The 21,968-nt window shown below is 69.7% G+C and carries 19 protein-coding genes and 1 pseudogene; 9 read left to right on the forward strand and 11 right to left on the reverse strand.

What is annotated here, in order from left to right; all coding sequences use genetic code 11:
• Window positions 1-12 precede the first annotated feature (12 nt).
• From FE633_RS26200 to FE633_RS26215, 4 genes are all read right to left on the reverse strand, one after another.
• Window positions 13-870, reverse strand: a complete 858-nt coding sequence (locus tag FE633_RS26200; protein WP_138047650.1) for a carbohydrate ABC transporter permease — start codon at window positions 868-870, stop codon at window positions 13-15.
• Entirely contained in the window at window positions 867-1,853 is a 987-nt protein-coding gene (locus tag FE633_RS26205) for a carbohydrate ABC transporter permease (protein WP_138047651.1), read from the reverse strand. The genes FE633_RS26200 and FE633_RS26205 overlap by 4 nt, the downstream gene beginning before the upstream one ends.
• 19 nt (window positions 1,854-1,872) lie before the next feature.
• Window positions 1,873-3,117 (reverse strand): sugar ABC transporter substrate-binding protein, encoded by a 1,245-nt coding sequence (locus FE633_RS26210; RefSeq protein ID WP_138047652.1) that lies wholly within the window; start codon window positions 3,115-3,117, stop codon window positions 1,873-1,875.
• A gap of 267 nt (window positions 3,118-3,384) precedes the next feature.
• Window positions 3,385-4,446 carry a LacI family DNA-binding transcriptional regulator gene (locus FE633_RS26215; RefSeq protein ID WP_138047653.1) on the reverse strand — a complete coding sequence of 354 codons (1,062 nt, stop codon included), beginning with the start codon at window positions 4,444-4,446 and terminating at the stop codon, window positions 3,385-3,387.
• Between the two features lie 581 nt (window positions 4,447-5,027).
• Between FE633_RS26215 and FE633_RS26220 the strand changes: the two genes are divergently transcribed.
• Complete coding sequence (locus tag FE633_RS26220) at window positions 5,028-7,670, forward strand: carbohydrate-binding protein (RefSeq protein ID WP_138047733.1); 2,643 nt, start codon at window positions 5,028-5,030, stop codon at window positions 7,668-7,670.
• A gap of 114 nt (window positions 7,671-7,784) precedes the next feature.
• Here FE633_RS26220 and FE633_RS26225 read toward each other — a convergent pair whose 3' ends face one another.
• Window positions 7,785-8,495, reverse strand: a complete 711-nt coding sequence (locus FE633_RS26225; RefSeq protein WP_138047654.1) for a GntR family transcriptional regulator — start codon at window positions 8,493-8,495, stop codon at window positions 7,785-7,787.
• 29 nt (window positions 8,496-8,524) lie between these two features.
• Entirely contained in the window at window positions 8,525-8,761 is a 237-nt protein-coding gene (locus FE633_RS26230; RefSeq protein WP_138047655.1) for an ATP-binding cassette domain-containing protein, read from the reverse strand.
• Window positions 8,762-8,981: 220 nt separating this feature from the next.
• Between FE633_RS26230 and FE633_RS26235 the strand changes: the two genes are divergently transcribed.
• The 4 genes and pseudogenes from FE633_RS26235 to FE633_RS26250 form a co-directional block, all read left to right on the forward strand.
• Window positions 8,982-10,226: an NAD(P)/FAD-dependent oxidoreductase gene (locus tag FE633_RS26235; RefSeq protein WP_138047656.1), complete on the forward strand. Its 1,245-nt coding sequence runs from the start codon at window positions 8,982-8,984 to the stop codon at window positions 10,224-10,226.
• Window positions 10,227-10,282: 56 nt separating this feature from the next.
• Complete coding sequence (locus FE633_RS26240; RefSeq protein WP_138047657.1) at window positions 10,283-11,200, forward strand: dihydrodipicolinate synthase family protein; 918 nt, start codon at window positions 10,283-10,285, stop codon at window positions 11,198-11,200.
• Window positions 11,200-12,291, forward strand: coding sequence for a proline racemase family protein (locus FE633_RS26245; RefSeq protein WP_138047658.1), 1,092 nt, complete (start codon window positions 11,200-11,202; stop codon window positions 12,289-12,291). Before FE633_RS26240 ends, FE633_RS26245 begins: the two co-directional genes overlap by 1 nt.
• 138 nt (window positions 12,292-12,429) lie before the next feature.
• A pseudogene (locus tag FE633_RS26250) lies at window positions 12,430-13,026 on the forward strand (aldehyde dehydrogenase family protein); the annotation flags it as partial.
• A 211-nt stretch (window positions 13,027-13,237) separates the two neighbouring features.
• On the opposite strand, the gene FE633_RS26255 reads toward FE633_RS26250, so the two are convergent.
• Entirely contained in the window at window positions 13,238-14,083 is an 846-nt protein-coding gene (locus FE633_RS26255; RefSeq protein ID WP_138047659.1) for a class I SAM-dependent methyltransferase, read from the reverse strand.
• Between the two features lie 160 nt (window positions 14,084-14,243).
• On the opposite strand from FE633_RS26255, the gene dhaK reads away from it, so the two are divergent.
• The 4 genes from dhaK to FE633_RS26275 all read left to right on the forward strand — a co-directional run bounded on the left by dhaK (window position 14,244) and on the right by FE633_RS26275 (window position 17,035).
• Window positions 14,244-15,236, forward strand: a complete 993-nt coding sequence (gene dhaK, locus FE633_RS26260) for a dihydroxyacetone kinase subunit DhaK (RefSeq protein WP_138047660.1) — start codon at window positions 14,244-14,246, stop codon at window positions 15,234-15,236.
• A 35-nt stretch (window positions 15,237-15,271) separates the two neighbouring features.
• The gene (gene dhaL / locus FE633_RS26265) at window positions 15,272-15,871 is read left to right on the forward strand and encodes a dihydroxyacetone kinase subunit DhaL (protein WP_138047661.1); all 600 of its coding nucleotides are present in this window, start codon (window positions 15,272-15,274) and stop codon (window positions 15,869-15,871) included.
• On the forward strand, window positions 15,864-16,298 hold the full coding sequence (locus FE633_RS26270) for a PTS sugar transporter subunit IIA domain-containing protein (RefSeq protein WP_138047662.1): 435 nt from the start codon (window positions 15,864-15,866) through the stop codon (window positions 16,296-16,298). Before dhaL ends, FE633_RS26270 begins: the two co-directional genes overlap by 8 nt.
• Before the next feature lie 194 nt (window positions 16,299-16,492).
• Window positions 16,493-17,035, forward strand: coding sequence for a hypothetical protein (locus tag FE633_RS26275; protein WP_138047663.1), 543 nt, complete (start codon window positions 16,493-16,495; stop codon window positions 17,033-17,035).
• A 70-nt stretch (window positions 17,036-17,105) separates the two neighbouring features.
• On the opposite strand, the gene FE633_RS26280 is transcribed toward FE633_RS26275, so the two are convergent.
• The 4 genes from FE633_RS26280 to FE633_RS26295 all read right to left on the reverse strand — a co-directional run bounded on the left by FE633_RS26280 (window position 17,106) and on the right by FE633_RS26295 (window position 21,884).
• The gene (locus FE633_RS26280) at window positions 17,106-17,660 is read right to left on the reverse strand and encodes a PadR family transcriptional regulator (protein ID WP_138047664.1); all 555 of its coding nucleotides are present in this window, start codon (window positions 17,658-17,660) and stop codon (window positions 17,106-17,108) included.
• An 85-nt stretch (window positions 17,661-17,745) separates the two neighbouring features.
• Entirely contained in the window at window positions 17,746-19,761 is a 2,016-nt protein-coding gene (locus tag FE633_RS26285) for an NADPH-dependent 2,4-dienoyl-CoA reductase (RefSeq protein WP_138047665.1), read from the reverse strand.
• A 61-nt stretch (window positions 19,762-19,822) separates the two neighbouring features.
• Window positions 19,823-20,677 (reverse strand): putative protein N(5)-glutamine methyltransferase, encoded by an 855-nt coding sequence (locus FE633_RS26290; protein ID WP_138047666.1) that lies wholly within the window; start codon window positions 20,675-20,677, stop codon window positions 19,823-19,825.
• Between the two features lie 286 nt (window positions 20,678-20,963).
• Window positions 20,964-21,884: an NADP-dependent oxidoreductase gene (locus FE633_RS26295; protein ID WP_138047734.1), complete on the reverse strand. Its 921-nt coding sequence runs from the start codon at window positions 21,882-21,884 to the stop codon at window positions 20,964-20,966.
• Window positions 21,885-21,968: the final 84 nt, after the last annotated feature.

The raw sequence follows: 21,968 nt of genomic DNA on the forward strand, positions 1-21,968 counted from the left end.
CGGTCCGTCACGTCAGTCCTTGACGGCTCCGGCGGTGACGCCGGCGGCGACGTAGCGCTGGGCGAGGACGAGGATCACCGTGGCGGGCAGCGAGGCGACGACGGCGGTGGCCATGATGGCGTTCCACTCCTGGTTGTTGTTGCCGATGTACTGGTAGATGCCGAGGGTGATCGGCTCGTGAGCCCCGCCGTTCGCGAGGGTGCTGGCGAAGACGAAGTCGGACCACGACCAGAGGAACGCGAACAGCGACACCGTGACGACGGCGTTGCGGCTCATGGGCAGGACGACGGACCAGAAGGTGCGCAAGGCCCCGGCTCCGTCGGTCTTCGCCGCCTGGAGCAGTTCGCCGGGGATGCCGGACATGAACGCGGTGAAGATCAGGACGGCGAACGGGACGGCCAGCGTGGAGTCCGCGACGATCAGGCCGGGCACCGACTGGAGCAGGCCGAGGCTGAGGTAGATGGCATAGAAGCCCATCGCCATGATGATGCCGGGGATCATCTGGGCGACCAGGAAGAGGAAGCCGATCACGCCGCCGCCGCGTGGCCGCAGTTTGGCCAGTGCGTAGCCGGCGGGCGCGGACAGGGCCACGGTCAGCACGACCGTGCCCAGACCGATGACCAGGCTCGTGGCCAGGTAGGGAAGCTGCTGGTCGAGTACGGCGCGGTAGCCGTCCAGGGTGCCGTGGACGGGAAACCAGTCCGGCGGCGACTTGCGCATGTCCTGGTCTCGGGTGAAGGACACGTTGAGCATCCAGTAGACCGGGAAGAGCATGACCGTTGTGAGCAACAGGCCTGTGGCGGTCTTCCACCAGGTGGCCTGCCCGCGGCGCCGGCGGCGTGTGCTGGGCGCTGTCGTGAGGCTGGTCATGAGGCGTACTGCTTTCGCTGGACCCTCAGGTACACCAGGCCGAAGACCACGGCCGCGACGACGAGCAGGTTCCCGACGGCCGCACCGGGGCCGAAGGCGGGGAGCAGGTTGCCGAAGCCGAGCCGGTAGGACCAGGTGGCGAAGGTGGTGGACGAGTCCGCCGGGCCGCCCTTGGTCATGATCCAGATGATGTCGAAGACCTTGAGCGTGTAGACCAGGCCCAGCAGCAGGGTGATGGCGGACACCGGGCGCAGGAGCGGGAAGGTGATGTGCCTGAAGCGCCGCCAGGCGCCGGCGCCGTCGAGGGCGGCCGCTTCGTAGAGGCTGCGGGGGATCGACTGCAGACCGCTGTGGAGCACGACCAGGTTGAACGGCACGCCGATCCAGATGTTGGCGATGATCACCGAGGTCAGCGACCACGAAGGTGAGGTCAGCCAGTTCACCGGATCGATACCGAAGGCGTGCAGGGCGGCGTTGACGACACCGGAGTCGCTGTTGAGCATCCACGACCAGGTGGAGGCCGACACGATGAGCGGCAACAGCCAGGGCACCAGGAACAGGGCCCGCAGGGTCGCGGAGAGCCGGAAGTGCTGGTTGAAGAAGACCGCGAGGGCCAGGCCGATGGCGTACTGGAAGAACAGGCACACGGCGGTGAACACCACGGTGTGCATCAGGGCGGGGCCGAAGGTCGGGTCGTCGAAGACGGTCCGGTAGTTCTGCGAGCCGGTGAACGGCGCGTTGCCCTGGACGAAGGAGCGGACGGTGTAGTTGCGCAGGCTCAGGTCGACGTTGCGGTAGAGCGGATAGGCGTAGAAGAGGGCGAGGTAGACGGTCACCGGGGCGAGGAATGCCCAGGCGGCCCACTGCTGGGATCTGGGACGGCGCCGGGTGGCGGTGCGAGCCCGGGGCGAGGCGGCGGTGGCCGCCGCCCCGTTCCGGTCGCGTACCGGCCGGTGGTCCGGCAGTTGCGTCGTTCGGTTCACAACAAGACCTGGTTTCGGGTTACTTGACGGCGTCCTGGGCCGCGGTGAGAGCGGCCTTCGGCGACTGCGACCCACTGAGGGCGGACTGGACCGCCTTCCACAACTGCTCAGAGATCTTGGGGTACTTGGTGCCGAGGTCGTCGCTCGTGCGTCCCTTGGCCGCCTTGACCGCCTCGACCCAGGGCTTCAGCTTGGCGTCGGACGCCACCTGCTTGTCCTGCACCTCGCCGGTGGGGGCCACGTACGACAGGGTGGTGTCGGTGTCGTACAGGTTCTCGGTGCTGGTCAGGCAGGACAGCAGCTTCCGCGTGGTGGCGTAGCGGCCGGTGTCGCTCTGGACCGGGACGGTGACGAACTCGCCGCCGGTCGGCGCCGCGGCGTTGCCCCCGTCGGCGCCGGGGACTGGCAGGACGCCGTAGTCGAAGCCGGCCTTCTCGGCGTTGGCGAGCTGCCAGGTGCCGTTCTCGGCGAACGCGTAGTCGCCGCTCGCGAACTCCTGCCAGCTGGTGGTCTGGGTGTTGTTGATGACCGAGTTGGGCGCGTAGCCCTTCTTCAGCCAGTCGTTCCACAGGGACAGCGCCGACACACCCTGGGAGGAGTCGAGTTCCGTCAGCTGCGCTCCCGAGCCCCAGAACCACGGCAGGAACTGGAAGCTCCCCTCCTCCGTGCCGATCGCGGAGAAGGTGACGCCCTTCTTCCCCGCCTTCTTGACCTTGGCCAGCGCCGCCGTCAGCGACTTCCAGTCCTTGACCGAGGCGATGTCCACGCCCGCGGCCTTGAGGACGTCCTTGTTGTAGTAGAGGGCGAGGGTGTTGGCGCCGATGGGCGTGCCATAGGTCTTGCCGTCCGCCTGACCGGCCGCGAGCAGGTTGGGGTCCGCCTTCGAGGTGTCCACCTTGTTCTCGTCGGTCGTGGTGAGCGCCCCGGCCTCGGCGAGGGTCGACACCACCGGGTTGTCGAGGATGAGGACGTCCGGGGAGTTGTCCTGCTGGGCTGCCAGCAGCGCCTTGTTCGTGAGGTCGCTGGTGTCGAAGGCCGTCCGCTTGATCTTGACCCCGGCCTTGCTGCCACAACTGTCCAGCAGCTTCGCCCAGTCCGAATCCTTGGCGAACTGCGGATAGGGGTCCCAGATGGTGTAGCTGCCGCCGTCCGCCGCCTTCGCGGACGGGGTGTCGTCGCCGGAGGAGCAGGCGGTGGTGCCGGCGGTGAGGGCGACGACGGTCATGGCGGCGGCGGTGAGACGGCGTCTTGTGGGTCTGTTCATGGGACGTTCCTCTTATTACGGATCAGGTTTGGATGTGGGCATGCCAAACACGCGAAGGACTGCGCGCGATACAGCCGCGCACAATTCAGCCCATCTGGGGGCACCTCCCAGCGGTAGCTGGGGGAGCTTGAGGAGCGGGGGTCCGGGGGCCGGCCCCCGAAGCGGGGTTGAAGGGGCGGAGCCCCTGGGGGATGGGACGGGTAGGGGCGGCGGGGGCGAAGAACGCCTCCGACGCGGACAGTCGCAGCTCCGACAGGGGGCAGCCGGTCAGGCGTTCAAGTCGGAGCCGGGGGGCGTGGGCGCAACGCTGCCGGCGGGCCCGGTGCCGGCGGGCCCAGTGCTCGCGCGGAGCGAGATCGGCGGAGCGAGCAAGTGGTGGCGAGGCGGCGCGTCGGGGTGGTCGAGCCGCTCGACGAGCAGTTCGACGGCCAGACGCCCCATCTGCGCCGCCGGCATGTCGGCCGCCGTGAGCTGCGGTGTCACCGTCTCGGCCCACCGGGCGGCCACGACACCGGTGACGGAGAAGTCGCGCGGTACATGGCGGCCCGCATGGGACAGGCCACGGTAGAGGCCGCCCAGTGCGGCTTCGTTCAGCGTGACGAGGGCCGTGGTGGCGGGGTCGTCGTACAGGATCCGCTCCAGGCAGGCCTGGCCCGAGGGGGCGTCGTCCCCGCAGGTGTACGTGCGGACGGTGAGCCCGCGCTCCGCGGCGGCCTTGGTGAAGCCTTCGAGCCCTCGGTGCGCGGACTCGTACCCGGCGCGCAGGAGCCGCTCGGGCCGGTTGACCAAGGCGACCCTGCGGTGACCCAGGTCCGCGAGGTGGTGGACACAGGCCGCCGCCAGCGCGGTGTGGTCCAGGCCGACCCACCAGTCCCCCTCCGGCCGCGCGGTACGGCCGATGCAGACGGCGGGGAAGTTCTCGGCGAGGAGGTGGTCGACCCGGTCGTCCTGGAGCCTGATCTCCATCAGGATCGCGCCGTCGACGCGTCGCTCGCCCAGAAGCCGCTGGAATGAGCGGTCGCTGTCCACACCACTCGGGGAGAGCAGTACGTCGTAGTCGTAGGTGGCCCCGGCCTCCACCACGCTGCCGATGAAATCGAGCTGCATTCCGGTGTAGTGGTCGCCGGCCGGAGGGAAGACCAGGCCGATGGTGTTGGTCCGGCCGTTGGCCAGGGCGCGTGCGCTCGCGTTGGGCCGGTAGCCCAGCTCGTCGATGACCCGCTGGATCTTCTCTCGGGTGTGGTCCGACACGGCACGCTTGCCGCTCAACGCGTACGACACGGTGCTCCGCGAGACACCGGCCCGCTTGGCAATCTCACCGATGTTCACGGAACTCCTTCATCGAACCGGTTCGCTGATCCCTGAGAGGGAGGATCGTACCGGTCGGGGTGCTGAGGGACAGAAGGGGCGGTCATCCGGTTGTCGAACCGGTTCGCATGAAAGGGAAGGTAGGAAGCCGACCCGGCAGGTGTCAATGCCTTGCGCACACTTTCCGAAACACTCCGGAACAGCCCGGAAGCCCGACGCACCACGTGCGGCAACCACCGCCCGCACCCCGTGCAATCGCTCTGACCACGAACTTTGATGTCTCCTGCGGTCCACGCCGCACCGTGCATCCGCCCGCACCGGGGCGAAAGAGATTGTGTCGGGAGTATTGCTGGCCCGGTGCGCCGGTGCTAGCTTCCGGCGAACCGGTTCGACAAGTGCGCGGGACACCACTCCGCCGTCGAAACAAACCTCCCCATGACAGCGATCCAGGTGATCGTGGGCATTGTCGAACCGGTTCGAATCGGCGGCGATCGAGGCAGACCCGACCGCCGAACCACCCCCCCCTTCTTTGCGCCCCCAGGGACAACACGGAGACTTCAGTGCGACGCAGAAGAAGAACAGCAGGAGCAGGCGCCGCGGCGGTGGCGGTCCTCGCCACCGTTCTCGCCTCGACCACCGTCGGCACGGCCGGGGCGGCGGAGCCGGAACGGCTCGTCGTGGACCTCGCGACCGACACCGGCCCCTTCCACGGCGGGGCTTCCGGCTCGCTGTACGGCGTCTACGGCGACGGAGTGCCGAGCCGCAATCTCCTCGAGGGCATGCACGTCCGTACGGTGTCGACGAAGGCGCAGGACGGGCCCCAGCACCCGGGGGCCGACGCCCTCGAGGTGCTGCCGCCGTTCGTGGACTCCGGCGGCAAGGACGTCTACATCTACATGACCGACATCTACCGCGGCTTCCCCTACCAGTGGCCGGGCGCGGACGGTCCCGCGCGGCTCGCCGACTTCAAAGCGAAGATCAAAAAGCAGGTCCAGCAGGTCCTGACCATGGGGGACTACAAGGACCACGTCGTCTACGTGCCCTTCAACGAACCCGAAGGGAACATGTTCGGCACCGGTGACTGGAGCTACAACAAGGTCTCCTGGCTCAAGGACCCGCAGCACTACTTCGCGGCGTGGAAGGAGACCTACCAGCTCATCAAGAGCCTCGACCCGCAGGCGCGCATCGCCGGACCCAACACCAGCGTGCTCTACGACCAGGTCAAGGGCTTCCTGCAGTACGCCAAGGCCAACGACGTCGTCCCGGACGTGATGACCTGGCACGAGTTGTCGTCGCCCGCCGCGGTCCGTACGAGTGTCGCCAAGTACCGGCAGTGGGAGAAGGAGGTCGGCATCGACCCGCTGCCCATCAACGTCAACGAGTACGGCCACAACTACCATCTGTCCGTGCCCGGCCAGGTCGTCCAGTGGGTCTCCGCCATCGAGGAGTCCAAGATCGACGCCGACCTGGCGTACTGGAACATCGACGGCAACCTCAACGACTCGGCGGTGGAGGCGAACAAGGGCAACGGCCAATGGTGGCTGTTCAACGCCTACGGCCAGATGACCGGCCACACCGTAAAGGTGACCGCGCCTCACCCCAACGTGCAGTACACCCTCCAGGGTGTCGCCACGCTCGACGAGGACAAGAAGCAGTCCCGGGCCATCTTCGGCGGCAAGAGCGGCGACGCGGACGTCGTCTTCCAGAACATCGACCCCGAACTGTTCGGCACGACGGTGCATGCCACCGTGCAGGAGATCCCGTGGACCGGGCAGGTCGGCGACTCCGCCCAGCCGCTGCGCATCGCGGACCAGGAGATCCAGGTCGGGACCGACGGCACCGCCACACTCCCGATGACCGGTATGAACGAGATGTCGGCGTACCAGGTCATCCTCTCCCCCGGCGGAAACGGCGGAGCACCGGCCGAACCCTCCGTCGGCTGGCGCAAGACCTATGAAGCGGAGAACGCCACCTACACCGGCCGCGGCTACTCCAAGAACGGCCCCGAGGGATCGCCTTCCCAGGTGGGGAAGTTCGCGACCTCCGGCGCCTACAACGTCGGCGGCCTGCGCACCGGTTCCGACGGAGTGCTCGCCTTCGACGTCGAGGTCCCGCAGGACGGCACGTACGATCTCAGCGTCTTCGCCAACTCCTACAACCTGTACGACCTGGTGAAGGAACAAGGCCCCACCAACGTCTTCCTGCGCGTCGACGGCAAGGACCCGCAGGAGTTGCGACTGCCGCTCGGCTACAAGTGGGTGGTCTGGGGACACACCGACACTTCGGTGAAGCTGACTGCCGGAAAGCACCGGATCACGCTCGCCGCGAAGGACCCGGACCTCGGCGTCACCAAGGGCGACGCCATCATCGACAAGATCGACCTCTCGCTGCGCGACGAGCACGTGACCGCACCCGCGATCTACGAGGCCGAGTACGCCACCCTCTCCGGAGCCCGCCCCGACTACACCAGTGCCTCCACGTCCGGGCCGGGCGCGGTGAGGCTGCCCAAGGACGCCTCCGCGACCTTCTGGGTATACGCACCCACCGACGGTGAGGCGACCGTGTCCGTCGACCACCTCGGCGGCGGCCGGGCCGGTCTCTCCCTCAACGGCGAGAAGCTCGACGTGCCCAAAGTCGGCGGCGGCAAGGAGGGTACGGACGACGTCCGGGTGTTCCTGTCCGGCGGCATCAACAAGATCACCGTCACCGGTGCCTCACGCGAACTCGCCCTCGACCGCCTGCGCGTGACACAGTCCCACGGCACTCTGGTGCCGAAGGTCTACCAGGCGGAGGACGGCACAGTCAGCGGCGCCGCCAAGGTGACCGACGCCTACGGCTTCGCCTCCGGCGGGAAGGCGGTCACCGATGTCGGCGACGGCAAGGCCAACGCCCTCACCCTCGACGTCGTCGCCGAGCGCTCCGGCCGGCACGCGCTGACCATCCGCTACTCCAACGCCGAACAGGCCCCGGCCACCCACTACAACCCCGACCCGATCGCCCGTCACGCCGACCTCTCGGTCAACGGCGAACCGGCCCGTCGCGTCCTCTTCCCGACGACCTTCCACTACAACAACTTCTGGGACCTGACCGTCCCGGTCACCCTGAAGAAGGGCACGAACCGGCTCACCTTCACCGCGGACGAACTTCCCGACTTCAACGGCGACACCTACAACCAGTACGACCAGCGATCCCCCTACGCACCCGTCATCGACCGGATCGCCGTCACACCGCTCACACAGGGGTAGCCCGCGAATGTCCCGGGACGTGCCGGTGGATCACCGGCCTTCCCGGGACCTTTGCACCCGGGCCAGGCGGTCCGGGGACACCCGTTGCGCGGCCGCGGACGGTCGCGGAACTGTTCAGGCCTCGGAGCCCTCTCCGCCGCGCTTTCGCTCGGCGATCATCTCGATCAGCTCGTCGGCGCTCGCCCGGGTGTGGCGTTCCACTTCGGCCTGGATGACTGCGGGGTCGCCGCCGAGAATGGCGTCGATCAGCCGTTCGTGGACGTGCAGGGCCCGGTCGGGATCGGACCGCGTGCTCTCGTCGACCGTGATGGCAACGTTGATCTGGGCTTCCACGGTGGGCCAGAGCCTCTTCAGCATGGTGTTGTCGGAGCCGTCCCAAATCGTGCGGTGCAGGGCGACATGGGCCTGATGGAGGCGTGCGGCGTCCTGCGAGCCGTGCGCGTCGCGGTACTCCTGCCAGGCGGCCTCCAGTGTTGCCCTCCGAGAGCCGTCGGGGTCGTCGGCCAACGCCCGCGCCGCGAGTGTCTCCAGGGCGACGCGCACGTCCGCGATGTCGGTGATGAACTTCTCGTCGATCGAGGTGACGACGACTCCGCGATAGGGCTGCTGTTCGAGGAGCCCTTCGTGGATCAGCTGGTAGACGGCTTCGCGCAGGGTCGGGCGGCTGACCCCCAGCTGCTGGGCGATGTGGACCTCGCGCACGCGCTGGCCTGCCTGCAGCTCGCCGGCCATGATCGCGCGGCGGAGCTCGTCCACCACGGCATCGCGGCGCGTCTGGGTGGTGACCGGCCTCGGACCGGCGGCCTGCGCTGCGTGCTCGCTCATACATCCTCCGCAGATTGTCAGACCGCATTCTATGGGGGCGGTGGAGGGACGACGGGCACGCGGCGCGGTTCAGAACCGGTGGCGTCGATGAACGCCCTGAGGCCCGGTGTACGGGGATGGGTGAAAGCCTCGCCGGGCAGGGCGTCCTCCTTGATCACGCCGTCCCCGAAGAAGCAGAGGCGGTCGGCTGCCTTGGAGGCGAACGCCATGTCGTGGATGACGATGACGCTGGCGATGCCTTCCTCCTGCTTCAGCTTGGTGAGCACGCCCAGTACCTCGCGGCCACCGGCGGATCGAGCGCGGAGGTGATCTCGTCGCACAGCGCACAGGCGCCATTAGTTCACCGCGACTTATTGACTGCGCCGGGCGCCGAGCTTAGCGTGACCCTCGGTCCCGCAGATTGTTTGACAATCTGCGGACATCATAGGGGTCGCCGCCCCGCTGCGAGAGGCGCCGGTCGCACCCTGTCAGGAGGTACACGACTCCATGCGGATCATCGTGGTCGGCGCCGGGGCCGTCGGCCTGGCAAGTGCCTACCGGTTGGCCAAGAGCGGCTGCGAAGTGGTGGTACTGGACGCCCGGCGCGCGGGCTCCGCCGCCACGCACGGCAACGCGGCCAAGATCGCACTGGCGGAGAGCGGACCGGTACCGGCCCCCGGAGTCATCCTGCAGTCCCTGAAGTGGATGCTGAAGCCGGACAGCCCGCTGTACGTCAAGCCCTCGCTCGCCCCGGGCTTCGTGAAGTTCATGCTGAGCATGGCCCGGCACTGCACCGCCCGGGACTTCCGCCGCGGGCTGGAGGTCCAACTGCGCCTTGCCGAGGGGACCATGGACCTCCTCGACGACTGGACCCGGGACGGCATCTCCTTCGAAATGCACAAGGCCGGCGTGCTGCTGGCCTTCGAGACCCGGGACCGTTACGAGGAGCAGTGTGCCTCCCTCGATGTCTTCGAGCGGTTCGGCATGGTTCCCGAGCACCTGCACGGGGACGCCGTCCAGGCCCGCGAACCGGCACTCAACAGCCGGATACGCCATGGCCTGTACTTCCCTGACGACCGGCAGGTCGAGCCGGACTCTCTCACCCAGGGCCTGCTCAAGCGATGTCAGGCACTGGGCGTGGAGATCCACGAGCACAGCCCGGTACACCGCTTCCTGCGCCGGGGCGACGCCGTCACCGGCGTACTCACAGACCGGGGCGAGATCACCGGCGACACGCTGCTGCTGGCGGCCGGAGTGTGGACCGGCCGCATGACCCGCGAACTGGGCGTCCCTATGCCCATCCGCCCCGGCAAGGGCTACAGCGTCGACTACTCCCCCGCCCCCTTGCACCTGCGCACCTCTCTCACCTTGGAGGACGCCCGTGTCGCGGTGACCCCGCTGGGCGGCTTCCTGCGTCTGGCAGGCACGATGGAGTTCGGGGGCCTGGAGGAGAACGTCAACCTCCCGCGGGTCGCCGCCATCAAGAAGGCCGCGGCCGACGCCTTCACAGACTGGGACAACCCTCCGGGAGAGGCCGCCCCTTGGGCGGGCATGCGGCCCATGACTCCGGACGGCCTACCCGTCATCGGCCGACTCCATCCGCTACCCAATGTCTACGTCGCTTCAGGCCACGGCATGCTGGGCCTCACCCTGGCTCCCGCGACCGCCGAGATCATCACCGAGGCCATCACCCGGCAGCGCCTCCCCGCCGTCGCCGAGGCGGTCTCCCCGCTCCGCTTCACCCGCCGGTGACCTTCACCCGGCTCCGTTTCCTCCTTCCCTCTCCCCTTCTCGCTTCAGGAGACCCCATGAGCGCCCCGCAGTTCACCGGCATCCTCGCCGCCGCCGTCACCCCGCTGACCGCGGACGGCTCCGCCCTCGACGCCACGGGCGTCCAGCGCCAGGTCGACCACATCATCTCCGGCGGCATCCACGGCCTCGTCCCCGGCGGCAGCACCGGCGAGTTCACGACGCTGACCTCGAACGAGCGCAAGCAGGTCACCGAGCTGTACGTCGAGGCCGCCGCCGGACGCGTCCCGGTGGTCGCCGGAACGGCCGCGCTGAGCACGGCCGAGACCGTGGAACTGAGCGTCCACGCCGAGAAGGCCGGCGCGTCCGCCGTCATGATCGTGCCGCCGTTCTACGACGCCCCGTCTTTCGAGGAACTCCTCGCCTACTTCGGCACGGTCTCGGAGGCGATCGACATCCCGATCATGTACTACAACATCCCCTCCGCAAGCGGCGTGCAGCTCACCCCGGAGGAGCTGGCGCAACTGGCCCGCGAGACCGCGGTGACCTCCTACAAGGACACCGGCGGCGACTTCGCCTGGCTCTCCGCCGTCCAGCAGCAGCACGCACAGGACATCACCACCCTCAACGGCTGGGACACCCTCACCTTCGCCGCCCTGGCGAGCGGAGCCAAGGCCGGCGTGTGGGGCACCGCCAGTGTGATCCCCCGGCTGTGCGCCGATCTGTACGACGCCCTCGCCGTCCGGGCCGATCTGCACGCCGCGCGCGAACTGTGGGCGAAGATCTTCCCGATCTGCCGGTTCCTGGAGTCCCACAACTACTCCTGCGGCATCAAGACCGGGCTCGACCTCGTCGGCGTGAGCGCCGGCCCCACCCGCCGGCCCGTCCTGCCGCTGGCCCCCCAGTACCGCGAGGAGCTGCGCACCCTGCTCACCGCCGCCGGCGTCGAGACCGTCGACGCCGGCGTGGCGGCGTAATGGCCGCGCACCGCCGCATCCACACGATCGACGTCCACGCCGAGGGCGAGCCCGGGCGCGTACTGATCGGCAGCCATCTGCACGTCCGGGGCGCCACCATGGCCGAACGGCTGCAGTACTGCGAGAAACACCTCGACGATCTGCGCCAGCTCCTGCTGCGCGAGCCGCGCGGCTACCCGGCCCTGTGCGGCGCCCTGGTACTGCCCCCGGCCGACCCGGCCGCCGACTTCGGCCTGGTCGTGCTGGAACAGGGCGGCTTCCGCCCCATGTCCGGCTCCAACCTGATCTGCGCCGTCACCGCCCTCGTGGAGACGGGCGCGGTCCCCGTCACCGAGCCGGTCACCGAACTCACCGTGGACACCGCGGTCGGTCTCGTCCGGGTCCGCGCCGACGTCGAGGGCGGCAGGGCCACCCGGGTCACCTTCGCCAACGTGCCCGCTTTCGCGATCGCCCTCGACCACGTCCTCGAGCTGCCCGAATACGGCCCCGTGCAGGCCGACATCGTCTTCGGCGGGCAGTTCTACGTCCAGGCGCGCGCGGCGGACCTCGGCATCCGGCTCGATCCGTCCGCCGCCAAGGAGATCGCCCGCGCCGGAGCGGTGCTGCGGACCGCCGCCCAGCAGCAGTTCCCGGTCAGCCACCCGCTCAACCCCGGCATCAACCGGATCTCCCTGACGATGATTCACTGCCCGTCCCCGACGCCGGGTGCTTCCGGCCGCAACGTGGTCGTCCTGCCGAACGGCGAGGTGGACCTTGCGGACCCGGCGACCTGGACCGGCACCCTTGACCGCTCTCCGTGCGGCACCGGCACAAGTGGTCGTATGGCCGCCCTGCACGCCCGCGGCGAACTCCCCCTGGACACACCGTTCGTCCACGAGTCGATCCTCGGCACCACCTTCACCGGCACGCTCCTGGACACCACCCGGATCGGCCCCTACGAGGCCGTGCTGCCGACGATCAGCGGCCGCGGCTGGATCACCGCGTTCAGTCAGTACGTGCTGGACGAGACCGACCCCTTCCCGCAGGGCTACACGCTCGGCGACCTGTGGGGCGAGCAGAGCTCCAACCCCGAGACCCAGTCGGAGAAGTGACTGATGGAGAGCACCGGACAGCAGTTCATCGCGGGCAAGCGCCGCTCCGGCACGTCCGGCGAGCAGTACTCGGTGACCAACCCGAGGTTGCGGGCCGCCCCGGCGAGGGCTCCGGCCACCGCGCCGCGGGCGGCGGCTGCGTTCGTCGAGCGGGTGGCCGCCCTCATGGACGGCGTGCGCCTGGGCCCGGTCGACGATCCCGACACCGACATGGGCTCCCTGATCTCCCTCCGGCAGCGCGACAAGGTCGCCGCCATGGTCGAGGCCGCCCGCGAGGCCGGAGCCACCATCGTGCGCGGCGGGAGGATCCCCGACGGGCCGCTGGGCAAGGCCGCCTACTACGAGCCCACCCTCATCACCGACGCGGCACAGGACTCCCCCGTCGTCCAGCAGGAGATCTTCGGCCCGGTCCTCGTCTGCCTGCCCTTCGACAGCGACGACGAGGCCATCCGCCTGGCCAACGACACCCCGTACGGACTGGCCGCCTCCGCCTGGACCGGCAACGTCTTCCGCGCCGGACGCGCGAGCCGCGAAATCCAGGCCGGCTGCGTCTGGATCAACGGCCACATCCCGATCATCAGCGAGATGCCGCACGGCGGCTACAAGGCCTCCGGCTTCGGCAAGGACATGTCCGCCTACTCCTTCGACGAGTACACCAACATCAAGCACGTCATGTCGGAGATCACCGGCGAGCGGCACAAGTCGTGGCACGACGTGGTCTTCACCAGCCACTGACCGGCGTCATCGGTGCCGTACGAATTGATGATTCTCGGCCGACGGGCCCCTTGTGGCGCGGCGATGCCGCACTCGGCTTACACGCCGACACCTTTCGGCCACCGGTGCCTGCGAAGCCAGTCACGGCCTCCAGAACCAGGAAAACCGACATCGGGAGCAGGACTGCGAAGGATTTCCGACGGGCCCGACATCATGATCCCGGCCGAGGGTGTCACCGCTCACCATGTGGCTTTCGCCAGGTCATGATCTCGGTTGCCGGAAGACGCTCCGCGAAGCGGTTCTCAGGTGCTGCCTGCCGCAGCACCGCGCGCAGGTCCCGCTCGAAATCCTCCAGCCTTTCGCCGAACAGGTGCGGCGCGGAGTCGGATCGGGAGAACACCCACGCAACGATGTCGTCCGTGGTGCGGTTGACCACTTCCCCCGCCGGCACCACATGTCGCTGGAAGTTCTCGAATCCGGCCCGTTCCACCACGAGGTCCTCCCGGTTCGGCGTGCCGTTGACGAGCTTCCCCTGCCCGGCGCGGCGCACCGGGCCCAAGTACCGGCGCACCAGGTCGCTGATCTGGTCGTACGGGGGCGCGGGCAACGGCAGCGGCGTTGCCTCGGCGGGTGGATTCTTGAGGTCGCCCATGTGGACGAACGCGCCTCCCGGCTCCAGCATCTCCAGCACGGTGGCCGCGACACGATCGCGATCCGTCCAGTGGAAGGACTGGGCGAACACCACGACCCGGAACTCACCCAACCCCGCCGGCAGATCCTCGGCGCGGGCGGCTGCCCAACGTGCGTTGGCCACCCCGCGACGACTGGCCTGTCGCTCGGCCTCGGCCAGCATGTCCTCATCCGGGTCGACGCCAACCGCCTCGGTGAAGTACCGCGCCATCGCGAGCAGCACGGTGCCCGGGCCGCAGCCGACGTCGAGGAGTCTGCCCCGGCCGTCCAGACCGAGGGCCGTGGCCAGTGTTTCGGCAAAGCCTGGAGCGTACGGGAGCCGACCACGCTCGTAGTGGGCCGCGCTTCCCTGGAACAGGGTGCTGTCCCACTGCCATCCATCAGGCATCTCAATTCCACCCCACGAGTTGACGAAGCCGCGCCCTGTGTTGATGCCCGCACACGTGACCCGCGCTCACTCAGCATCGATACTTCCGAGAGCAGGCTTCCAGAACCGTCAACCCACATGTCAGACACAGGTCAGAGGCTCATCTCACCAGGAGGCACCCATGAAGATGCTCATCAACGTCGCGGAGACGGTCGTCGCGGACGCGCTGCGGGGACTTGCGGCCGCCCACCCCGAGCTGACCGTTGATGTGGAGAACCGGGTGATCGTACGGCGCGACGCTCCGGTGGCCGGACAAGTGGGACTCGTCTCCGGCGGCGGGTCGGGGCACGAGCCGCTGCACGGCGGATTCGTGGGACCGGGCATGCTGTCCGCGGCCTGCCCGGGCGAGGTGTTCACCAGCCCGGTGCCGGACCAGATGGTGCGGGCGGCGGCCGCCGTGGACAGCGGTGCCGGGGTGTTGTTCATCGTGAAGAACTACACCGGTGACGTGCTCAACTTCGACATGGCCGCGGAACTCGCCGAGGACGAGGGCATCCAGGTGGCCAAGGTGCTCGTCAACGACGACGTGGCCGTGACCGACAGCCTCTACACGGCCGGGCGGCGAGGCACCGGCGCGACGCTGTTCGTGGAGAAGATCGCCGGCGCCGCGGCCCAGGAGGGACAGCCGCTGGAGCGGGTCGAGGCGCTGGCCCGTCAGGTCAACGAGAACTCCCGCACCTTCGGCGTCGCACTGGGCGCGTGTACCACTCCGGCCAAGGGCAGCCCCACCTTCGATCTCCCGGCCGGAGAGCTGGAGTTGGGCATCGGGATCCACGGCGAGCCCGGCCGGGAACGGCGCGCGATGATGACCTCGCGGGAGATCGCCGACTTCTCGGTGAACGCGATCCTGGAGGACCTCAACCCCGATAATCCGGTCCTGGTCCTGGTCAACGGCATGGGTGGGACACCCCTCCTGGAGCTGTACGGCTTCAACGCCGAGGTGCAGCGCGTGCTGATCGAGCGCGGTGTCGCCGTGGCGCGCACGCTCGTCGGCAACTACGTCACCTCGCTCGACATGGCCGGAGCCTCGGTGACCCTGTGTCAGGTCGATGAGGACCTGCTGCGGCTGTGGGACGCACCGGTGCGGACAGCGGGCCTGCGCTGGGGCATGTGAGACTGGTCAACTCCCTTACCACTCAAGGAGATCCTGTGCTCGACGCCGACTTCTTCCGCCGCTGGATGACGGCGACCGCCGTGTCCGTCGACCGTGAGGCGGAACGGCTCACCGCCCTCGACTCACCGATCGGCGACGCCGACCACGGCAGCAATCTTCAGCGCGGCTTCACCGCCGTGGCGGCGGCGCTGGAGAAGGAGGCGCCGGACACGCCCGGCGCCGTCCTCACGCTGGCCGGACGGCAGTTGATCTCGACGGTGGGAGGTGCGTCGGGTCCGTTGTACGGCACGCTGCTGCGCCGCACCGGGAAGGCGCTCGGTGACGCGGCCGAGGTCAGCGAGGAACAGCTCACGCACGCGCTGCGCACCGGCGTGGAGGCGGTGATGCAGCTGGGCGGGGCGGCGCCCGGCGACAAGACCATGATCGACGCCCTCGTTCCCGCGGTCGACGCGCTCGGCGAGTCCTTCGCCGCTGCGCGGGCCGCCGCCGAGGAGGGCGCCCTCGCCACCACGCCCCTGCAGGCCCGCAAGGGCAGGGCGAGCTATCTGGGCGAGCGGAGCATCGGGCATCAGGATCCCGGTGCCACCTCCTCGGCGCTCCTTCTCGCGGCGCTCGCGGAGGCGGCCGATGAGTGACGCGGCGAGCGGCTCGGCGAGCGCGGAGAAGCTGGTGGGGATCGTGCTCGTGTCGCACAGTGCCGCGGTGGCCGCCTCGGTCGCCGAGCTGGCGGCCGGGCTCGCGGGCGGCGGCACGACCGCTCCGGTGGCCCCGGCGGGCGGCATCGAGGGCGGGGGCTTCGGCACCAGCGCCGAGCTGATCTCCGCCGCGGCCGCCTCCGTGGACCGCGGCGCCGGCGTCGCCGTCCTCACCGACCTCGGCAGCGCCGTCCTCACGGTCAAGACCCTCCTCGCCGAAGGGGACGAGCTCCCCGCGCACACCCGCCTCGTGGACGCCCCGTTCGTCGAGGGCGCGGTCGCCGCGGTCGTCACCGCGTCGGCGGGAGCGGACCTGGCGGCGGTGGAGGCGGCGGCTTCGGAGGCGTACTCCTATCGGAAGGTGTGAGTGAGGCGGTCACGGGTGCCGCCACACGCCATCCGTGGTCCGCCGGACGAAGGAATCCGTCACCTGCCCGGTCCCGGCCCGCATGCGGACCCGGGCAAGGACACGTTGGCTCGTTCCGAAGGCAGCACGGGCGTTTCCCAATCCTCGGCGGCGCATGGGATGTACCGCCAACCGTGCCGTCGGAGGGCAGTCATATGCGTACTACTCAGATGCTCGTCCGCTCCGGCCTGACCGTGGCGGCCGCGGCGCTGCCGCTGACCCTGACCGCCGTGCCCGCCGCCGCGGTGAACACGCAGATCACCGTGACCGCCAACGGCTCAACGGTCCAGGTGAACACCACCGTGTGCACCACCGGCGGCAGTGCCTCGCTGCTCTCCAGCGGCCAGGTCAACTTCACCCAGGGCCGCCAGGTGCCGCTGTCCGGCGGCAGCAGCAGCCAGAGCGCCTCCTGGTCGGGGGTCAGCGCGGGCACCTACACCGTCATCGTGGTCTGTGCGAACGGCACGACGGCGGGCACCCAGTCCATCACCGTCTCCCCCACCACCAGCCCCACGATCTCCGCGACGGCCACGCGGTCGCCTTCGCCCTCGCCGACGCGCGGGATCATGGGCGGGGTGGGCGGCTCCTTCAAGGACTTCAGCACGATCACGTATGTGGCCGGCGGGGTCCTGGTCACGACGGGTGTCGTGGCCACGGTCTGGGTCCTGCGCCGCCGGTCCAAGCCTCACCGGCTCTGATCACTCCGGAGGCCCGGCTCCCTGTCGCGGACGGGGAGCCGGGCAACCCGCTGCCTTCAGAGCGGCGGCGTCAGGAAGCCGGACCCTCCGCGGGCAGCCGGCCGAACTCCTCCAGCGCATGGGTCAGCCACTGGGTCCAGAAGGTCTCCAGGTCGATCCCGGCGCGCAGGATGAGGTGCTGGAGGCGATCCTGCGGCGCGTCCCGTCCCGGTGGGAAGTCCCGCCGCTGGATCTCCTCGTACTCCGCCAACTGCCGCTGATGCAGCTCGAGATGACGGCGCAGGTCCGCCTCGATACCCTCCGTGCCGACCACCGCCGCGGCGCGCAGGCGCAGCAGCAGCGTGTCGCGCAGGGGTTTCGGGTCCTGGGACGCGGCGGTCCAGCGGGTGAGTTCGGCGCGGCCCGCGGGCAGGACTTCGTAGCTCTTCTTCTGTCCCCGGGCCGGCTGCTGCGTCGGGAGGGCCCGGATGTAGCCCTCGGCCTCCAGTTTGCCCAGCTCGCGATAGATCTGCTGATGCGTCGCCGACCAGAAGTAGCCGATCGACTTGTCGAAACGCCGGGTCAGGTCAAGGCCTGACGACGGCTTTTCGAGCAGGGCGGTGAGGATCGCGTGCGGGAGTGACATGGAGTCATCCTAGGTACGCCGACGAGGGCACATTCGTGCCGCCGACGAGCGTGCGTTCGTGGACCGAAGGACCACGACGGGGCCGCTACAGGGCCGCCGCCAGCTCCGTGCCCTGCTTGATGGCGCGCTTGGCGTCCAGTTCGGCGGCCACGTCCGCGCCGCCGATGAGGTGCACGCTGCGGCCCGCGGCGCGCAGTTCGTCGTACAGGTCGCGGCGTGGCTCCTGTCCGGTGCAGAGCACGACGGTGTCGACCGGCAGGACGGTGCTCCGCCCGTCGACGGTGACGTGCAGGCCCGCGTCGTCGATCCGGTCGTACTGGACGCCCGGGACCATGGTGACCCCGCGGTGCTTGAGTTCCGCGCGGTGGATCCAGCCGGTGGTCTTGCCGAGCCCGGCGCCGACCTTGGACGGCTTGCGTTGCAGCAGGTGGACAGAGCGCGGCGGGGCCGGCCGCTCGGGCGCGGCGAGGCCGCCGGGCGCACGGTAGTCCATGTCGACGCCCCACTGCCGGAAGTACGTCGCCGGATCCTCGCTCGCCTTGTCGCCGCTGTCGGTCAGGTACTCGGCGACGTCGAAACCGATACCGCCCGCACCGAGGATCGCGACGCGGTCGCCGACAGGGGCCCCGTCGCGCAGCACGTCGAGGTAGCCGACGACGCTCGGGTGGTCGGCACCGGGGATTTCGGGGACGCGCGGGGTGACACCGGTGGCGACGACGATCTCGTCGTGGCCGGCGACGTCGTCGGCCGTGACCCGCGTGTTCAACCGCACATCCACACCGTGCAGTTCGAGCTGCGTACGGAAGTAGCGCAGCGTCTCGTCGAACTCCTGCTTGCCGGGGACCTTGCGGGCCACGTTCAGCTGGCCGCCGATCTCGCTCGCGGCGTCGTAGAGCGTGACGTCGTGGCCGCGCTCGGCGGCGGAGACGGCACAGGCGAGTCCGGCCGGGCCCGCGCCGACGACGGCGACGCTCAGACGCCGCCGCGTCGGCGCGAGGACCAGTTCGGTCTCGTGGCAGGCGCGCGGGTTGACCAGACAGGAGGTGATCTTGCCGCTGAAGGTGTGATCGAGGCAGGCCTGGTTGCAGCCGATGCAGGTGTTGATGGCCTCGGGCCGCCCGTCCCGCGCCTTGCTGACGAAGTCGGGGTCGGCGAGCATCGGGCGGGCCAGCGACACCATGTCGGCGTACCCCTCGGCGAGCAACTGCTCAGCCAGTTCAGGGGTGTTGATGCGGTTGGTCGTCACCAGCGGGATCGAGACGGCCCCCATGACCTTCTTGGTCACCCAGGCGTACGCGCCGCGCGGCACGGAGGTCGCGATGGTGGGGATCCGCGCCTCGTGCCACCCGATTCCAGTGTTGATGATCGTCGCCCCGGCGGCCTCGACGGCCTTGGCGAGTGTGATCACCTCGTCGAACGAGGAGCCACCGGGCACCAGGTCCAGCATGGACAGCCGGTAGATGATGACGAAGTCCTCGCCGAGCGCTTCCCGTACGCGCCGGACGATCTCGACGGGGAAACGCATGCGGTTCTCGTACGAGCCGCCCCAGCGGTCCTCGCGGTGGTTGGTCCTGGCCGCGATGAACTCGTTGATCAGGTAGCCCTCGGAGCCCATGATCTCGACACCGTCGTAGCCCGCCTGCCGGGCGAGGCGGGCGGCTCGGGCGTAGTCGTCGATCGTCCGCTCGACCTCGTCGTCGGTGAGGGCGTGCGGGACGTGGGGGCTGATCGGGGCCTGGAGGGCACTGGGTGCGACGAGGTCGGCGTGGTAGGCGTACCGCCCGAAATGCAGGATCTGCATCGCGATCCGGCCGCCTTCGCGATGTACGGCGTCCGTGATGGCGGTGTGCTGCTCGGCCTCCGCCTCGGTGGTGAGCTTGGCGCCGCCCTCGTAGGGCCGTCCCGCCTCGTTGGGCGCGATGCCGCCGGTGACGATGAGCCCCACACCGCCACGCGCCCGGGCGGCGTAGAACTCCGCCATGCGCTCGAAGCCGTGTTCGGCCTCTTCGAGGCCTACGTGCATGGAACCCATGAGCACGCGGTTGGGCAGCGTGGTGAAGCCCAGGTCGAGCGGGTTCATCAGGTGCGGGTAACGGCTCATGGGCCCCTCCGTGCGCGGTGTCGTCACGTCTGTTGTAGACGAGGGCTCGGGCTTTATGCAACTAGTTGCACAATGGCGGAGGGGTCGATGTGACCAGGGCCTCCCTCTCTGCCTCGTTCTGTGACCAGGGCCTCGTTCCGATGACGACCGTGCTGTACAGCTCCTCGGACACGGCGAGGCGCGGGACCAGGCCGCCGTCGGCGAAGGCCTGGCGGGCGGCCGGCGCCTGGCGTTCGCTCGTCTCGGCCAGGAGGCAGCCGCCGGGGGTCAGCCACTGCGCGGCTTCGGCCGTCACCCGGCGCAGGATGTCGAGGCCGTCCCCTCCCCCGTCGAGCGCGCCGAGGGGCTCGTGGTCGCGGGCTTCCGGAGGCAGGAGGCCGACCTCCTCGGTGGGGACGTACGGCACGTTGGCGGCCAGCACGTCGACGCGGCCGCGGAGGACGCTCGGCAGCGGCGCGAAGAGGTCGCCCTCATAGACGTGGGCCTCGCCGACGTTCCGGCGTGCGCAGCGCACCGCGGCCGGGTCGATGTCCGCGGCGTGCAGTTCGGCGCCGGGGAGGGACGCGGCGAGCGCGGCGCCCACAGCACCCGAACCGCAGCAGAGGTCCACGACGAGCGGGGCCTCGCGGGCGAGTGCGACGGCTTGCTGAACGAGGAACTCGGTACGACGACGGGGCACGAAGACGCCGGGTTCCACGGCGATGCGCAGACCGCAGAACTCGGCCCAGCCCAGGACGTGTTCGAGGGGCAGGCCCGCGGCGCGGCGGTCCACCATGGCGGTGAGTTCGGCGGGGGTGCGGGCGGTGGAGACGATCAGCCGCGCCTCGTCCTCGGCGAAGACACAGCCCGCGGACCGGAGCGCGGCGACGACAACATCTGGAATGTCTGGAACGTCTGGAACATCAGAAGAGAGCATGGAAGCTGAGAGCCTTTCGGAACCCGAAGGGCACTCTCCGGGTCACCTGGCGACGGCGACGCCTCGAGGCGAGAGCACCCGAACTGACACAGCGGTAATGGGGCTCACCTCCTCGTTCCATGCGGGGCTGGGGCGGTCCGCGCCAGCCGGACGGCAACATTACACGGTGGCAGGCACCGTCGCTCAGGGCCTGTCCGACCCTGATCCGCCGGACAGGGACTGGGGCCTGTCGTCGACAACAGGCCCTAAGTCCCACCGGATGCCCGCGGACCGCCCCACCACAGCCTCAGCCGGCGACCTCGAGCACGATCTTCCCGCGTGCGTGGCCGTCCTCCACGGTCCGCAGCGCCTCCGCGGCCCGGGCCAAGGGGAAGGTCTGGGTGACCAACGGGTTCAACTTGCCGTCGACCACGAGTCGTGCCACCTCGTCGAGGACCGCGGCGGTACGGGCCCGGACGACCGCGGCGCCACCGAGTCGGCCCACGATGTCCTTGCCGCCCGCGGTGATCAACTTCGTGCGGTCGGTGAGGAGTTCCGCCGCGGCTTCGAGCACCTCGCCGCCGATCAGGTCGTAGACCGCGTCCACGCCGTCCGGTGCCGCGGCTCGTACGCCCGTAACGAAGTCCGGGCCCGAGGGCACGTGCACGGCTCCGAGCGACTCGACGAAGTCCTTCTTGCCCGCGCTCGCCGTGCCCACGACCTTCAGCCCGAAGGCGCGCGCGATCTGGGTGGCCGCCACCCCCACGCCGCCGCCCGCGCCCGTGATCAGCAGGGTCGCGCCGGCCGGCAGGTCGAGCTGGCGGATGCCGTCGTACGCGGTCGCCGCCGCGACCGGCAGGGCGGCCGCGTCCGTGAAGGAGATCTCCTCGGGCTTGTGGGCGGTCACCGCGACGGGCAGCAGCGCGTACTCGGCGTATCCGCCCGCGACCGGGCTGCCGAAGACCTCGTCGCCGACCGCGAACCCGGTGACGCCCTCGCCGACCTCCTCGACCACCCCGGCCGCCTCGCTGCCGAACACCGCGGGCAGCTCGCGCGCGGCCTGGCCCGGGCGGGCGTAGCCGCTGCGCTGCTTCCAGTCGACCGGGTTCACGCCCGCCGCCCGTACGGCGACCAGCAGTTCGCCGGGCCCGGGACTCGGCCGTTCCTGGTCGACAAGGGCCTCGGCCTCCGGGCCGCCGAACCGCGTGAAGACGTACGCCTTGGGCATCTGCTGCCTCACTCTCCTGAACTGTCGCCGGCCGTGGGGCCGTCCGGGCACACCCGATACTGCGTGCAAGGAAGATCGCAGGGC

Source organism: Streptomyces montanus, from assembly GCF_005786655.1.
Classification (GTDB): domain Bacteria; phylum Actinomycetota; class Actinomycetes; order Streptomycetales; family Streptomycetaceae; genus Streptomyces; species Streptomyces sporangiiformans.